At 64.2% G+C, this 14,401-nt stretch carries 14 protein-coding genes and 1 pseudogene; 5 read left to right on the top strand and 10 right to left on the bottom strand.

Going from position 1 to position 14,401, the window contains the following annotated elements:
* Positions 1-146: 146 nt before the first annotated feature.
* Positions 147-593: an SRPBCC family protein gene (locus tag OOT46_RS03085; protein ID WP_265402108.1), complete on the bottom strand. Its 447-nt coding sequence runs from the start codon at positions 591-593 to the stop codon at positions 147-149.
* A gap of 234 nt (positions 594-827) precedes the next feature.
* Positions 828-1,196, bottom strand: coding sequence for a response regulator (locus OOT46_RS03080; RefSeq protein ID WP_265402107.1), 369 nt, complete (start codon positions 1,194-1,196; stop codon positions 828-830).
* A 574-nt stretch (positions 1,197-1,770) separates the two neighbouring features.
* On the opposite strand from OOT46_RS03080, the gene OOT46_RS03075 reads away from it, so the two are divergent.
* Positions 1,771-2,544 carry a DUF1996 domain-containing protein gene (locus tag OOT46_RS03075; RefSeq protein ID WP_265402106.1) on the top strand — a complete coding sequence of 258 codons (774 nt, stop codon included), beginning with the start codon at positions 1,771-1,773 and terminating at the stop codon, positions 2,542-2,544.
* Positions 2,545-3,127: 583 nt separating this feature from the next.
* A complete protein-coding gene (locus OOT46_RS03070) occupies positions 3,128-5,353 on the top strand; it encodes an ATP-binding protein (protein ID WP_265402105.1) in 2,226 nt (741 codons plus the stop codon).
* 152 nt (positions 5,354-5,505) lie between these two features.
* Here OOT46_RS03070 and OOT46_RS03065 read toward each other — a convergent pair whose 3' ends face one another.
* Positions 5,506-5,895 (bottom strand): MAPEG family protein, encoded by a 390-nt coding sequence (locus OOT46_RS03065; RefSeq protein WP_265402104.1) that lies wholly within the window; start codon positions 5,893-5,895, stop codon positions 5,506-5,508.
* An 8-nt stretch (positions 5,896-5,903) separates the two neighbouring features.
* Positions 5,904-6,128, bottom strand: coding sequence for a DUF2199 domain-containing protein (locus OOT46_RS30895; protein WP_416136139.1), 225 nt, complete (start codon positions 6,126-6,128; stop codon positions 5,904-5,906).
* A gap of 142 nt (positions 6,129-6,270) precedes the next feature.
* On the opposite strand from OOT46_RS30895, the gene OOT46_RS03060 reads away from it, so the two are divergent.
* Positions 6,271-6,867 (top strand): HutD family protein, encoded by a 597-nt coding sequence (locus OOT46_RS03060; protein ID WP_265402103.1) that lies wholly within the window; start codon positions 6,271-6,273, stop codon positions 6,865-6,867.
* A 62-nt stretch (positions 6,868-6,929) separates the two neighbouring features.
* On the opposite strand, the gene OOT46_RS03055 is transcribed toward OOT46_RS03060, so the two are convergent.
* Both OOT46_RS03055 and OOT46_RS03050 read right to left on the bottom strand, forming a co-directional pair.
* Positions 6,930-7,574, bottom strand: a complete 645-nt coding sequence (locus OOT46_RS03055; protein WP_265402102.1) for an H-NS histone family protein — start codon at positions 7,572-7,574, stop codon at positions 6,930-6,932.
* Positions 7,575-7,812: 238 nt separating this feature from the next.
* Positions 7,813-10,077, bottom strand: a complete 2,265-nt coding sequence (locus tag OOT46_RS03050) for a penicillin-binding protein 1A (RefSeq protein WP_265402101.1) — start codon at positions 10,075-10,077, stop codon at positions 7,813-7,815.
* A 392-nt stretch (positions 10,078-10,469) separates the two neighbouring features.
* On the opposite strand from OOT46_RS03050, the gene OOT46_RS03045 reads away from it, so the two are divergent.
* On the top strand, positions 10,470-10,739 hold the full coding sequence (locus tag OOT46_RS03045) for a hypothetical protein (RefSeq protein ID WP_265402100.1): 270 nt from the start codon (positions 10,470-10,472) through the stop codon (positions 10,737-10,739).
* A gap of 354 nt (positions 10,740-11,093) precedes the next feature.
* Positions 11,094-11,528: a DUF4148 domain-containing protein gene (locus OOT46_RS03040; RefSeq protein ID WP_265402099.1), complete on the top strand. Its 435-nt coding sequence runs from the start codon at positions 11,094-11,096 to the stop codon at positions 11,526-11,528.
* 375 nt (positions 11,529-11,903) lie between these two features.
* Here OOT46_RS03040 and OOT46_RS03035 read toward each other — a convergent pair whose 3' ends face one another.
* The 4 genes and pseudogenes from OOT46_RS03035 to OOT46_RS03020 all read right to left on the bottom strand — a co-directional run bounded on the left by OOT46_RS03035 (position 11,904) and on the right by OOT46_RS03020 (position 14,124).
* Positions 11,904-12,095: a hypothetical protein gene (locus OOT46_RS03035; protein ID WP_265402098.1), complete on the bottom strand. Its 192-nt coding sequence runs from the start codon at positions 12,093-12,095 to the stop codon at positions 11,904-11,906.
* A gap of 694 nt (positions 12,096-12,789) precedes the next feature.
* Positions 12,790-12,966, bottom strand: a complete 177-nt coding sequence (locus OOT46_RS03030; protein ID WP_265402119.1) for a hypothetical protein — start codon at positions 12,964-12,966, stop codon at positions 12,790-12,792.
* A gap of 68 nt (positions 12,967-13,034) precedes the next feature.
* Positions 13,035-13,121: pseudogene (locus OOT46_RS03025) on the bottom strand (hypothetical protein); the annotation flags it as partial.
* An 82-nt stretch (positions 13,122-13,203) separates the two neighbouring features.
* A complete protein-coding gene (locus OOT46_RS03020) occupies positions 13,204-14,124 on the bottom strand; it encodes an alpha/beta hydrolase (RefSeq protein ID WP_265402097.1) in 921 nt (306 codons plus the stop codon).
* Positions 14,125-14,401 lie beyond the last annotated feature (277 nt).

Raw genomic sequence — 14,401 nt, 5'->3', positions numbered from 1 at the left:
CCATGGCCGGCCCATGTCCAGCTGACGTCCATCGTCGGCTGCCCTGCAACTCGCACCACACCAGGGCCGAGCCTGGTTGTGAACCTTCAAGATCTTGTTTCTTGATTTGGGATCTTGAAGCTTCACACCCAGGCTGACGACGCCCGTCAGTCGGGGATCACGGGCTCGACCAGGGTCGCGAGTTGCGCCAGCGATTCCTGCCACCCGAGGTAGCACATCTCGACCGGTATGGCCTCCGGGATGCCCTCCTGCGTGATGCTCAGCTCCGTCCCGCATGACACCGCCTGCAGGATCACGGTCGTCTCCATCTCGCCCTGCATGTTGGGGTCGTCGAACTTGTCGGAGTAGCGAATGCGCTCGTGTGGCACGAGTTCCCGATACTCACCGCCGAAGGAGTGGCCGCGACCGGTCGAGAAGTTGCTGAACGACATCCTGAACGTCCCGCCGACGCGGGCGTCCATCTGATGAACCTTGCAGGTGAAGCCGTAGGGCGGCAGCCACTTGGCCATCGCGTCGGCATCAAGAAAGGCGCGATAGACCCGCTCGGGGGCTGCGCGAAGCACACGATGAAGTCGCACGGTGTTGGTTGCCATGGTGATCAGGATGTGAAGCAGAGGAAGGCCCTCTGACTGTACGACGATCGACGGGGGCGGAAATCGACCAGCGAGATCGACACGCTGTCGGGAAGAAGGGCTGGACCGCTACTCGGCGCCATCGGAAGGGATCGACACGGGCCGCCCTGATGAACTGGTCGACGAGGCCCGCCGGGTCCTGTCCTCGTTGGGAAGCGAAGTGAAGCCTGCGCGGCAAGCTGCCTCCCCGACCACCTACTGCCGCGCCTCGAGAAGCTGCTCCAGCTCCAGAACGTCGAAGGGCTTGCTGAGGTGCACATCAAAGCCCGAGCCGAGCGCACGGTCCTTACTTTCCCGGGCTGGCACTCCTGTCACGGCGACCAGCAACAGCTCGGCGCCTGCTGCCTTTCGCAGTCGGCGAGCGGCTTCATAACCGTCCATGACCGGCATGTTGATGTCCAGAATCACCACATCGGGGCAAAAATCGCTTGCCAGCTCAACCGCCCGTTTCCCGTCATGCGCCACCCGGATCTCGTGGCCGCTGAAGCGGAGAACCACCGCCAGCGTTTCAGCGGCGTCCCGGTTGTCGTCGACAACGAGAATTCGTTTGGGTACAGCCTTCACAGTACCGGGGATGTTCTCACGCGACGGAGGCTCATGGCTCTCCCTAGTTTGGGGGACGGTGCAGGCACAGCAGTTGTCGACGGAAACGGACTGGCAACTGAAACGCAGTGCCCGCTCGGCCCCTGCTGCGCTCGGTCAGCACGCCGATCGTCACGGCTCCTTCCTGTTTTGCGGTTTTCCTCACCCCCCTTTCACCTCGAGTTACTTGAGGTTCCAGAGTCCGGTCTACCGGGGGCTTGACACCATTCCGGTGAACCACGGCAAGCCGGCATACAAGAGACAGTCAGGGCGCCTACGGGAACAACACGTCCTGGGTCTGCAAGACAGTCTCTGGCACGCAGCGCTGCAGCAACGAGTTTTTCGGCCGCGACCCGCTGGTCGGCGGCGGCAAGGTGTGTGACGTCAAGAATGACTCGTCCAGCACCCCTCCCCCTACGCCCAACCCGCATGAAGGCGATGGGCCCGTGATCAACGACGCATTGATCCCCACCGGATCAGCCGGCATAGGAGAGGAGAGGCTCTATCCGACGACCGAACGCCCGGCCCCCTCGGATGTTGGGGCCTTCCGGACTTTGTGCGAGTTCAGCCACATGGCGTACGACGATCCCCTCGTCTTCCCGGGACAGCCCGGACGCTCGCACTGGCATGCGTTTTTCGGAACACCGGCGTCAACGCCCACTCGACGGCCGACAGCATCGCCCACAGCGGCAACTCCACCTGCCGCGGCGGCACGATCAACCGCTCGGCCTACTGGGTGCCGGCCATGATCGATACGCGCGAAGGGCGTCCGCTCAAGCCGATGGACAGCAATTTCTATTACAAGAGCGGCTACTACGGCGTCGTGCCGCGGAACTTCAACGCCATCCCGCAGGGGCTGCGCATGATCGCCGGCAATGCGAAGAACGACGGGCCACAGGGGCCGCACCGCTGCAAGTGCGTCGGCACCGGCGTGGACGCGATGTATTCACAGTCCATCCCGAACCGTCCGGTCGGCTCTGAAATGTGGCTGGAGATCGACCTCCCGCAGTACTGGGACGGCCGCAACCTCGACTCGACGGATCACAAGAGCCACGTGGCGTATGCCAATGGAAGCTGCCCGGCCAGCCACCTGGTGGCGCTGCCGGTGATCACCTTCAATATCCGCTACGCGGTCACGGAAGCGGGTGCCCCGCTGCGCTGGCGACTGAGCTCGGACAGGTACGACCCGTCCCGGCCGGGCGGCTACTCGGCGCACGCCGACCGGTGGAACGGCTGGAAGCCGGACCTCATGGACGCATGGATGCGCCATTGCGTCCAGCCAGGGCTGGACTGCCACTCCCACCTGCTGGGCGACGGGCGGATGACGTGAGTCTGCTTTGAATGTAGGGAGGGCTGCTACCCGCTTGCCGCTTGTGGTGGCGGCGGATGATGGCGCGGAGTGGTCCGGGTTGATGGTTTGCCGCAGGTTTCATGCCGATGACGCTGGAGACCCAGTGGCGGTCCACACACCCATGCACTATGGTCACCATGGTGTTTGAGCACGATCAGCAAGCTCGCGACAGCACGCCGCTCTATCGCTCTTGTCTGTCGTTTCCCCACCCCGCTCGCATCCAATGACGCCCCCGAACGGAAGCTTCTCGGCTGGCAGTTGACGCTGCGGAGGCAGGAGACGTCGTGCTGATCAGGGGATTGCCAAGAGACAGGAGGGCACCCCTCTGCATCCTGGTAGGGGGGTAGCGGCTCGTTAGCGGCACGCACCGGGGCCGCTGCTCGACAAGGCAGCACCTGCCGTCAGACCGAAGGCCGAACACGGCTTCCTGCCACCCCTGTCGTGATGACCCGTTGGTCGCCAGGAGGGCAGCTTGCGCGCCACACACAGAACTCCACTGCAGTCCGGTGTCCCCAGCGGTCTCCGCAGCGGTCTCGTTTCTGGGCTCCGACGGCTTGTCCGCTTGAGTTTGCTGGAACGGCGCCTGATTTGTCTTGTGCTTTTCGGGCTCCTTCCGTTGGCCTTGCTGTCCTTCACCGTATTGCTCCACAGCGCCTGGAACCAGAAACGGGAGCTGCTGGGAGCGGCCGGCGACACCATGCGGGCCCTTGTGACGGCGGTCGACTCGGAACTGATGATGTCGATCGCCTCGCTTGAGGCCTTGGCCGTCAGCCCGCGCTTGGCCGCCAGCGACTTCGCAAGCTTTCACGTCGAGGCGCAACAGCTGCTGGCACGTCGACCGAGTTGGGCCAACATCGTTGTGATCGATCCGTCCGTGAAGCACTTGATGAACGTGCGACTGCCCCCGGAGGCGCCTCTGCCTCCCGTTGTAGAACCGGCGTCCGTGGTGCAGACACTTCGCACAGGGCAAGCTTTCGTCGGCGTCCTGGTCTTCAATCCGGTCATCGGTGCACATGCTTTCTCAGTCCGCTTCCCGGTCCACCGAGGCGGTGAGGTCGCGTGTGTGTTGACGGCCATCGTCCGCCCTGACGCCATCAGGGAAGTCATCAAGAAGCAGCAGATTCCGGCATCCGGTCTCGTCGCCATCCTGGATCGACAGTACCGCATCGTCGCCCGATCCACCAATCATGAACAGTGGGTCGGCAAGCTCCCATCGCCCGACTTGCTTCGCTTGCTGCAAGAAGGGAAACAAAGCGGCACGGCACGGACCACAACGCTTGAAGGCAAGCCCGTGTACACGGTGTTCTTCCGGTCGGCGATCACTGGCTGGTCGGCTGCGGTCGGTATTCCCGTCGATGCCTTGGACCGACCCATTGCTCGGTCTTATGCCGCCTTGAGCGTTTCCATCGTGGTCTCTGTGCTGCTCGGTCTGTTCTCTGCTTTCCTGATCGGCCGCACCATCACACGGCCCATGCGGGAGCTGGAGCGGATGGCCGGGGCGCTCGGTCAAGGAGAGCCGCCTTGCGTCCCGCACACCAAGTTGCCGGAAATTCGGCAGGTCGTGGCGGCCATGGCGACGGCGCATGTGGAGCGGGAGAAACTGCTCCACAGCGAGCGGGAGGCACGGTTGCACGCCGAGCACGCCAACAAGGCGAAGGATGAGTTCCTGGCCATGCTCGGGCACGAATTGCGGAATCCACTTGCCGCCATCTCCGCCGCCTCAGAGCTGCTGGACCGCGACCGTCCCGGGCTGGACACAGCGGCATCGAGAGAAGCCTTGGGGATCATTCGAAGGCAGACGCTTTATCTCGGTCGGCTGACCAATGACCTGCTTGACGCCGGCCGCGTGATGCTGGGAAAGATCATGCTGGACCGTCAGCCGCTGAACCTTGCTGATGTGGTGCAAAACGCCGTCGACACCCTCCGCAATACGGGTCGGCTCCCGGAGCAATACCAGCTCACACTCTCCTTGAACCCGGTGTGGGTAAAAGCGGACAGCACCCGCATCGACCAAATCGTCAGCAATCTTCTCAACAATGCCGTGAAGTACACCCCGCCTCCCGGCGCGATCACCATCTGCACGCACTCGCAAGACCAGGACGCGATCTTGAACGTTCGCGACACTGGGGTGGGAATCGAAGCCGATCTGCTGCCACGGGTGTTCGACGTATTTGTGCAGGGTCGGCGATCCCTGGACCGCTCGCAGGGCGGTCTGGGCATCGGGCTTGCGTTGGTACGCCGCCTCGTGGAACTGCACGGAGGATCTGTCGAAGCAAAAAGCGACGGTCCGGGCAAGGGCAGCGAATTCACCCTCCGCCTGCCCATGATCGAGCCAGGCAACTGCCAGTGGGCCCACACCGGTTCCTGCAACCGTAGCGAGAAACGGAGCAAGATCGTCATCGTGGACGACAACAACGACTTCCGCATTGCCCTGGGACGGATGTTGAAGGGCGACGGCCATGAGATACATGAAGCTTGCGACGGTCCCTCAGGGATAGAGACGGTTCTTCGGGTGCAGCCTCAGATCGCGCTTGTCGACATCGGATTGCCCGGCTTGGACGGATACCATGTGGTGCAAGCGATCCGGCAGCAGCTGCACGGCAGGGTCCGCCTGATCGCCATGACGGGATACGGGAGCCCTCACGATGTGGGTCGTGGCTTGTGCGCCGGTTTCGACGCCTACCTCATCAAGCCCTTCGAGCTGGATGAACTGCATCGGTTGATTTCCGACCCGTCGCCCGGCAACTCCCACGAGCTTCGGTCCGCTCCGCCTGCCCTTCCCAGTTGACGCGCACCGAGGACCGCTCCGTCATGGGTCGCGGCCTCTCTGGACTTAGGGCGACAGCTTCCAACCCCAATCAGCAAGCTGGGGGAGAGCCCGCTTCAATGAGGATCCCATTTGACGCCATCGCGCTCATGCTGAATATGCTCGAACGCTTGTCATCTCAACAGTACATACAGAGCTGCGGCACACTCGACCAGCAAGGTACCGAATGTACCCAGCACGCCGAGCAATCGCAGCACGTTAGGCGCTGGACGCGGCAAGCCTAGGGCATGGCAGATGCGGGCAATGATGAGCACCGCGCCAAGACACCACAACAAGCCCTGGGGGGCGGCCGCGAGCTCCAGCAGCGCCAGAAGCAACAGAGCCAAGGGCACATACTCTGCGAAGTTGCCGTGCACGCGAATGCGAATCAGCAGCTCCTTGTCCATGGTTGCAGTGACGGCAAAGTCGGACTTTTTCCTTTGGAGCACGACCCGGACCGAGAGCACCAGATACAAGAGCGTGCACAACCCGGCCGTGGTTAACGAAATCGGCAAAACCAGCATCATCCTTCCTAGGTGCGTCGACAAACTAGACCGCTCGTCCCGCGATAGCCCGGGATGTCGTTCGCCAAACGGCCTATATCGAGCGTACAGAGGTCCGCATTGCTCCTCGATCGCCGGTAGCGCTCGATGTAGCTCAGTGCGTGCACCTGATCTGGAAGCCGAAAGCCGTAGTCGGTGGGAAGACCGGAATGCCTCTGCCCACATGTAGCGCAAACGAAAGATGGGTCGCTCATCGATAAACGCCTCACTTTGACATGGGCCGACACATTCTCGCCCTGACCCAGCGCCGCTCGCGCACAAAACGCTCCTTGCTAGCCTGCAGCCGGAGTCGCCGTGTCAAATTGCGACAGATCAACTCAGGAAGGAGAAGTCGCCATGCCATTCGAACTATTCGATCTCCACGACATTCCGAAGGTACCCTGGAAGAACGGCGCGGGGCTGATGCGCGAGATCACCGTAGAGCCGCGAGGCGCAGGACTAGAGTCGCTCGATTGGAAACTTTCCTGGGCTGAGACGACAAAAAGCTCTCCGTTCTCCGCGTTCCCCGGAATTGACCGCTCGATCGTGCTGCTCCGTGGTGCGGGCCTCCGCCTCACGTTCTTGGAGGACAGGACCACCGTTCACTTCAACGACCCGCACAGACCTGTTTTCTTCAAGGGCGAAGCTGGGGTCAACGCAGAGCTGATCGACGGGCCGACCGAGAACCTCAGCATCCTGCTTCGACGCGATCGGTTCTGGACCTCAGTGAGCTGGGTCGACCAGGAAACCGACCTACCTCCGGCCGACGCCGTGTTCGTACTCTGCATGAGGGGTCCGGTTCGCCTCGTGAGCGCCGAGTCCCCTCCGCTGATCTTGCAAGCCCGACAGGCAGCGCTTTGGCGGAAGGGTGTGAACGGTATCCGCATTGAACCTGTTGCCAAACCGCCGCTTGCTCTGACCGTTCGAATCCAGCGAAGTCTTCAGCAAAAGTAGAAGTGCAAACGACTTGCCGCAGACGCCTGAAGGGGCAAACCCGATGGCATCCTCGGCATGCCTCAGGCTTCGCTTGCCTGGGAACTCGAAGCCTCAGCGGCAGCGGTCGGTGCCGCAACTTGACGCGCTGGTGATGCCTTCGCGAAGCGGCGCTTCTTCGCCGCCGGCTTAGCCACAGCCTTCGGTGCTGCCGCGCGTCTACGGCCCTGCTTGGGCGAGGTGTCCGAAGCCGCGGCGCCCGCCTTCGCCTTCTTCCCCGAGGCCTTGACCTCGCGCCTCGGCTTCTTGGCCACGACCTTCTTGGCGGCAGCAGGCTTCACGGCAGTGCGTCGTTTCCTGGCTGGAGCCGGAGCAGCTGCGTCGCGCGTCGTGCCGGACTGGCCCGGTCGCTTCGACAGGAAGGACTCAAGCGTCTCGCCGTTTTCCAGTGCAACTCGAAGCCATGCCGGACGGGGACCACGACCGGACCAGCTGTTGCCGTGTGCGTCCTGGTACTTCGGCGCCGTAGCCCCGGCGCGCTTGCGCCCCGGCGTCTTCGTCACCGCCCCGTTTGATTCGCCGAACACGTCGTCCTGCGTGAAGCCGTAGAGCGCGATCTGCTTCTTGATCTCCTTGAGAACGCCCGACCCTTCCCTGCGCTTCGCCATTTCCATCTGGCGAGACAGGGTCTCCATTTGTTCCAGAAGTTGTGCATAGGTCTTCGGCATCGTGAAAGTCTCCTGGGGTTAAACACATGAGCATACCTGTGAGCTCAGTGAGCAACTTGCAGTCCACTCTGGAAACGCAGACGGTGTTCGAGAAAACAACGGCGCGAAGGATGTGGAGCAGCAGGCGTCGACATCCAAAGGCGCGCGTGAGGGGGCCTTGAAGAGCGACATCGCGGTGCGAACATGCCGACGCGCAGTGCAGGTGCAAGCGGCGACCATGAGTTGAAGGGGCGTTGCGCTACCGATCCCAGCCGAACAGGCGCCTGAGCGCCTCGCCGGCGCTGCGAATCGCGGCCTGGACGGCCCTGCCGGGGCGGCTCGGGAACGCGGCTTGCGAATCGATGGCACCTTCCGCCAGGGCGCGTTGCATGAAGTCGCCGACCACGTGCAGGGCGTTGTGGGCACCTTGTCCCCAATGGTCGCTGCGCAGCGTGACGCGCGGGTCGTTGAAGCCGACCCAGCTGCCGGTGACGAGTTGCGGGTGCATCAGCACGAACCAGCCGTCTGCGTTGTTCTGGGTCGTGCCGGTCTTTCCGGCCACATCTGCGTGGATGCCGTGTGCGTCGCGGATGCCGCGCCCGGTGCCTTGATCCACGACCGCGCGCAGCATGTCGATCAGTTGAATGGCGACATCGGGCTCGAGCACAGGTTCGCGGGCTGCTTCGGTCCGCGGCGCGAATTGGACGACCAGCCGCCCGCTGGCATCGGTCACACGCGTCACCAGCACTGGCGCTCGGTACTCTCCGAGTGCCGCGATGCTGGCGTAGGCGCTCGCCATTTCGAGCAGGGTGACCGGGCTCGTGCCCAGCGCGAGCGACGGCACCGCCTCGAGCTTGCTCTCGCGCACCCCCAGACGCTGCGCGAAACCCACCACCTTGCGCGTGCCGACAGCTTCCATCACCTGCGCCGTGATGCTGTTGCGCGAATGAACCAAGCCATCCTCGAAATTGGACCGGCCGCCATGGCCCTCACGCGCGTCGTTCGGCGTCCACACACTGCCATTGGGCAGGCGGATGGCGACCGGGCCGTCGCGGAATTCACGCTGCGGATCCATGCCCGCCTCGAGTGCGGCGCCATAGACGAAGGGCTTGAAGGTCGAGCCCGGCTGTCGGCGCGCCTGCTGCACATGGTCGAAGCTGCCGGTCGCGAAGTCGCGGCCCCCGACCCAGGCGCGCACATGGCCGTTGCCGGGGTCGATCGCGACCAGGCCGGCTTCCAGGCGTGTCTTGCGTTCACGCAAGGCAGCCATGAACGCAGTGTCCGCGCGCAACTGTGCCAGCGCGTCGTCCTTCGCGCTGCCCTCGTCCACCAACTTGGCGAATTCAGGCGATTCGCGGATGAAGGCATCGACAAGGTCGGATCGCGTGGCCCAGAAGTGAGCGAAGGGCTCGATCTTGCGGCGTGCCTGTTGATACGCGTCCATGCGCGTCGACAGCAACTTCCCGCTCGCGCGCCCCCATTCGACGTCGGCCACCGCCTGGAGTGCATCGAGCCGGCGTTCCAGAGCCTGGGTTGCCAGGCGTTGCAGCCGGACATCGAGGGTCGACTGCACGACCAGACCGTCGGCGTAGAGGTCATAGTCGAGCAGTTCGCTCCAGCCGATCAACCAGCGCCGCACGACGTCGGCGAAGTGCGGCGCCGGGCCGGTCTCCAGGTCCTGACGAACGAAGTTCAGGCGCAGCGGGCGGCGACTGAGCTTGTCGCAGGCCGACTGGCCTAGCGTGCCGCGCTTGACCATTTGGGTCAGTACCAGGTTACGACGCTCGCGCGCGCGCTGCGGGTTCGACACCGGGTTGTACGCGCGCGTGCCCTTGAGCAGGCCGACCAGGGTGGCGCCCTCGACGAGGGTCAACTCGCGCGCCGGCTTGTTGTAATAGGTGCGGGCCGCCATCTCGATGCCGAACGCGTTGTAGTGGAAGGAGACGGTGTTGAGGTAGGCCTCGAGAATCTCGCGTTTCGAGTAGCGACGTTCGAGCTTGATCGCAGTGATGATCTCCTTGATCTTGCGCGTCGCGGTGGGCGCGCGCCCGATCTCTTCAGCGAAGAAGTTGCGCGCGAGCTGCTGGGTGATCGTCGAGCCGCCCTGGCGCTCGCCGCCGAGGGTGTAAACCACCGCCGCCAAGCTACGCCGCCAGTCGACGCCAGCGTGCTCCCAGAAGCGGTGGTCCTCGGTGGCGATCAAAGCATCGACGACATGCGTCGGGACGCGGTCCAGGGCCATCCATTCGCGGTTCGTCCGCTTGAAGGTCGCGATGACCGAGCCGTCCGCGGCAAGCAGCACGCTCGGTCGCTCGCTTCTCGCCTTGAGCACGTTGTCGACGGCGGGCGTGAAGGGGATCAGCAGCACGGCATAAGCTGCCAGGAGCAGCGCTGCGGCCAGTGTCGCCACGCCGAGGCCACGCAGCGCGAGAAGCGCGCGCTGAGGTGGCCTGAGACCCGGTCCGAGCAGCGTCCGGAAATAGCCGATCAGCCGCATGAGCACGACCGCGCCGAGTGTCCCCACGCCCCCGGCAACAAAGGATAGGCTCCGGAGAAAAGATGCACTGCGTACCCCAACTGACAAATCATTTGGATCACCATCGTCATCGCTACACGGCTATCGATCAATTGTGATTTACTCGCCCGCGGCGGCTCGACGCTCGAGCACACACATGTAACTCCCGGCCGGACTCTGTTCGCCGCCCATCTTCCCATGCGCCTTGGAACTGTCCTCAGAATCGCGATTGTCTCCGCCGCACTATTAGCTTGCGCGGGCCTCGCTGCGCTGGCCTACCTGTTCTCCCTGGAGGACTACATGCCGCGGCCCGGCTCGCTGACCTACTATCTGGGCATCTCCAGCCTGGTGCGCGATGCCCCATTGCCGCGGCGGTCCAGCCGCCCGAGTACTTCGGATCGGTGGGCGATGGCAACAAGCTGCCGCAGTCGCAAGTGACCTTCTACGTCTCGCATGCGGACGCTGAACCCACATGGCGAACCCTGCAGCGGTATTTGGACGAGCAAGGCTTTGCGCAGGCTGCGGTCGCCGACCGCTCGCGAGCGCAGTCCGCGTCGACGGCCCTGAAGGAGGCCGAGTACACGTCGACAGCGGATGGCGGCGTGGCAATGATGCTGTCGGACCTGCCCGGCGCTCCTGGCCTGCGGATCAGTGTGATCCATTTCGATTAGCCAGACGACAACAAACGCCGCAGCCCGGCAGCGTGAGCCTGGCCGTCACCTCGCCGAGCTCCTTGATCGTATCGGCCTCGTGCCGCGGGATTCGCTGCCTTGCTGGCGCCGAGAAGCTGCGCTCGTCGATGGCCTTGGAGAACACACGCATCCGATACAGCCGGTCAACGTCCTCTCCTTTGTTGCGGTTTCCGAAACGATGCCTTGTAGTCAGCCCCGTTTTTCCGCCAAGGGTTAACACCTAAAGTTCATCCCATCGATGAGCACAAACGAATAACGGTTGCGACTCACCGAGGGGGCCGGGGGGCTGATCCTGCCGACCCGGACCTAACCCAGTTGTGAATGGAGCTGAACATGAACGCCAAGAAGACCCTGATCGTTGCCGTGATGACCGCTTTCTCCGCTGCCGGTGCGTTTGCCGGCGAAGCGAACGACTTCGACCAGACCTGGACCCGCGAGCTGCCCTCGGTGAAGACGCGTGCCGAAGTGAAGGCCGAACTGGCCCAGGCCCGTGCCCAAGGTGAACAGCTGGCCGTGTTCAGTGGCGAAGCCAGCGTGTTCCCGGACGCTGCCCGCACCGCCACCGCTCACCGCGGCGAAGACAAGCAGCTCCAGGGCGCGGTTGCCTCGGGCAAGACCCGCGCGGAGGTGAAGGCCGAGCTGGCGCAAGCCCGTGCCGAAGGCCCCTTGCCGGTGTTCAGCGGCGAAGCCAGCGTGTTCCCTGAGCAGGGGCGTAGCGCGACGGCACGCAACAGCGAAGACGTGAAGAGCGTGACCGTCGGCCGTTGAGCGCCCTCCTGTCCGTGCTGCCGCCGATCAACCTTGGCGGCTGAGTTTGAAGGGCGGGCCCCCGCGGCCCGACGCCGGTGACGACGAAGGAAAGGCCCGCTCCGGCGGGCGCTTTTTTTCATAGGCGCGCCGACCACGCCGCGCAGGTCCTCCGGGAAGCGCGTGCCAGCGTCCTTCCAGCCGCCTCGACTTGCTGCCGGGAGGCAGCCGGATTCGAGGTGCCCAGCAAGGCGGCGCATGGACTTCGAACAGCGACTCAAGTCGACTCCGCAGCACATTCATCCTCGTTTCCTGTTTATCGGTCGGCTGCAGCAGCAGTGCAAGCAGGCTGGTACGCGTCCGCTCAAGGCAAGCTGGCTCATCTGCTGCCCACCGCTACTCGATCATTACCTCACGCGCTACTTCGCCCCTGTTGCCATGCGGCCCGTAGTAGGCGGTGAGCCGCACTCCAGGGAGGTGCTCCGCCTGCTGAACTCGCCGCAGCTCCGCCACGATGGCGTCCAGCGTTTCGGTCTTGGTCACCTGGTACAGCACCAAGTCGGCCCCACCTTGCCGAATGAAGGGCACCGCGCGGCGCCCTCCTGCCCAAAATGCCAGCCCCTTGCTTCGGCAGCTGCGCTCACTCTCACAGTAACCCTGTGCGATCAACACACGTTCTGCCACGCGGTGATAACGGATTGCGGCGCTTTGGTAGGGCTCACCACAACCGCTCAGAAAAGGGACAGCGACTGCGACGACGATACCAAGGCGAGTGCAGCAAGAGGCAGGACCGCGTGCAATACGGATCAGTAATGGAACCGGTGAAGGGTTGGGCGAGGTTGCAGAGCGCGTAGCCATACCCGGATAGTGCCCGGACTCGGTCGTTCCGCGAGGAGCAATCGTGCGGGGCTCAGATTCGGGCCCATGGGGTATCGCCTCACGCTACTTGTGACGGCCCCACAGCTTTGCGTTGCAGCTCGTCGCCTGAAGGCGGGTGCTTCCCAAGCGTCGCCGCCCGGCGCATTGAGCTCAGGCAGCTTTCGTGAACCGCGTTGGGCTTTGTGCCCTAGATGTCGAACTCCTGCGGTTGCATCAGATTGCTGAGCCTCGTGCTGCGCTACTTGCCTTTCCAGACGCACCAGGTGGCCGATGGATGCAGTGCTTGCGGCAGATCTTTGCCGCCCCGCCGCCACCCGATGATCGGGCGTGGCAGTCGCTCATAGGTCTGGGACCTCTCACTCGCCCATCGCTTCTTGTCGGTCGGGTCCATCCTCCGCGTAACTTACTTGTCGGTGGCGAGCCGCGCGGCCGCAACGATCAGAAGCGCGCCCGATGTGCCCTCGACCCAGCGGCGGTGCCGCTCACTGAAGTTGCCCTTGCGTCCGGCAGCGGAGTCGACTGCTCCGACGAGACCGTAGACGATGGCGCACAGCCTGATGAAGATGGTCGACAGGAGCAACGCCCGGCGACACCGAGCGTGCTCAGGACCCCGTGCGCACGAAGTGCACTCGCTGGCCTGGAACTCCTCTGGTCGTGGGTCTTGAGTTCCGGGGCATGCCGGTTGGCGAGCCGCGCCAGCTCTTGGATGTCTTCCTCGCCCGCAAAATGCCCCAAGTCTACGGTCCCGGAATGAGGTGGAGCGGGCTGATTTTGAACCTTGAGCCTTCAGTGCAGCCAGCCGCACGCGCCTGTTCGACTACGAGTCGCCGGACCGCTTGAGCACCGACGACATGTTCGATCTCGGTGCCCCCCCGTCAGAAGCATCTTGACCATGTGTCGCGGCCTCCTCCACCGCCAAGTCGAGCGCGAGGGCCGCACTGGGCAGCACCAGGCTGCCGTGATCTTCGCCGTCGAGCAGCCTGAACTCCACATGCCAGCCTGGCACATCGCCCAGGTTGGCGACCAGTTCGCGCGCTGAACTGACCTGACGGCGCACCTGCTGGCGGCGCTGGCGCTCGGGGTCTGCGTGTGACTGACCTTCCTCGAGGCTGCCGGCCGTGACCACCAGGCGTCCGCCCTTTGCGGGGGGGGCCGGCGGGCGCCGCACAAAGGCGTCACAGTGGCGCAAGACGACACGGTCGCCCCACCAGATCGATGGACTCGCGGCCAAGTGCCGCTGGAACAGCGTTGGGCGGCTGAACAACGCGTACAGCGTCAACAGGCCCCCGAACGAATGGCCGAACAGCGTGTGCCGCGCCGGATCGATCGGCATCTGCTGTGCGAGCCAGGGCCGCAGTTGCTCCAGCAGGTCGAGGAAACGATCGGCCTGGCCGCCCGCGGCCGAGCTCGCGCCCGCCGTGCCGGGCAGCGTGTAGTCATCGGCACGCGCCCGTTGGTCGTAGGCCGCTTCGCCGGGGTAGCCCAGCCCCACGACCACCGGCAGTGGGCCGCGCAGGTCAGCCGGCCGGGCCGAGCGCTGGCGCAACAGCGCGGCCAACAGCGGAAACACCGTGTTCCCGTCGAGCGTCCACAGCACGGGGTGGCCTTGCCGTGGCACCGGCCCGTCGGGCAGCGCCACGAACAGCCGGCGCGGCCGGCCGGCGAGCACACGGTCGATCTGATGCGTGCGCGGCAGGCTCACGGCGGGGCTTTCGGCCAGCGACGACAACGAGTGCATGAGGGACTGGGCTTGCACGGGGACAGGAGCACACAGAAGAGCCAGGCCCGCGCGTAGCAGGCGGCGCCGTTGGCTCAAGTTGGCGAAGTTGAGGGTTTCAAGGCTCGACACGGGTCCGGTACTCCCCTTGCCGTCCGAGCGGCTGCCAGCGCCGATGCACCTCCAGCGTCCGGCGCGGAGCGAGACCTTGCTGGCTCATCGATGTCCGTAGAAGGCCTGGGGTTGGTAGGTTGAATACATGTACAAGCATGCAAATAATTCTCATTCAACTTAAACA

The organism is Aquabacterium sp. A7-Y, from assembly GCF_026153205.1.
Taxonomy (GTDB): Bacteria; Pseudomonadota; Gammaproteobacteria; order Burkholderiales; family Burkholderiaceae_C; genus Caldimonas.
Note: the sequence above shows the minus strand (reverse complement) of the source record. Positions and strands in the feature narration are given on the sequence as shown.

Coding starts and splice junctions, on each gene's coding strand:
- OOT46_RS03085 (WP_265402108.1), bottom strand. CDS start 593: ATGGCAACCAACACCGTGCGACTTCATCGTGTGCTTCGCGCAGCCCCC.
- OOT46_RS03065 (WP_265402104.1), bottom strand. CDS start 5,895: ATGCTGGTTTTGCCGATTTCGTTAACCACGGCCGGGTTGTGCACGCTC.
- OOT46_RS30895 (WP_416136139.1), bottom strand. CDS start 6,128: ATGAGCGACCCATCTTTCGTTTGCGCTACATGTGGGCAGAGGCATTCC.
- OOT46_RS03060 (WP_265402103.1), top strand. CDS start 6,271: ATGCCATTCGAACTATTCGATCTCCACGACATTCCGAAGGTACCCTGG.
- OOT46_RS03055 (WP_265402102.1), bottom strand. CDS start 7,574: ATGCCGAAGACCTATGCACAACTTCTGGAACAAATGGAGACCCTGTCT.
- OOT46_RS03040 (WP_265402099.1), top strand. CDS start 11,094: ATGAACGCCAAGAAGACCCTGATCGTTGCCGTGATGACCGCTTTCTCC.
- OOT46_RS03020 (WP_265402097.1), bottom strand. CDS start 14,124: ATGCACTCGTTGTCGTCGCTGGCCGAAAGCCCCGCCGTGAGCCTGCCG.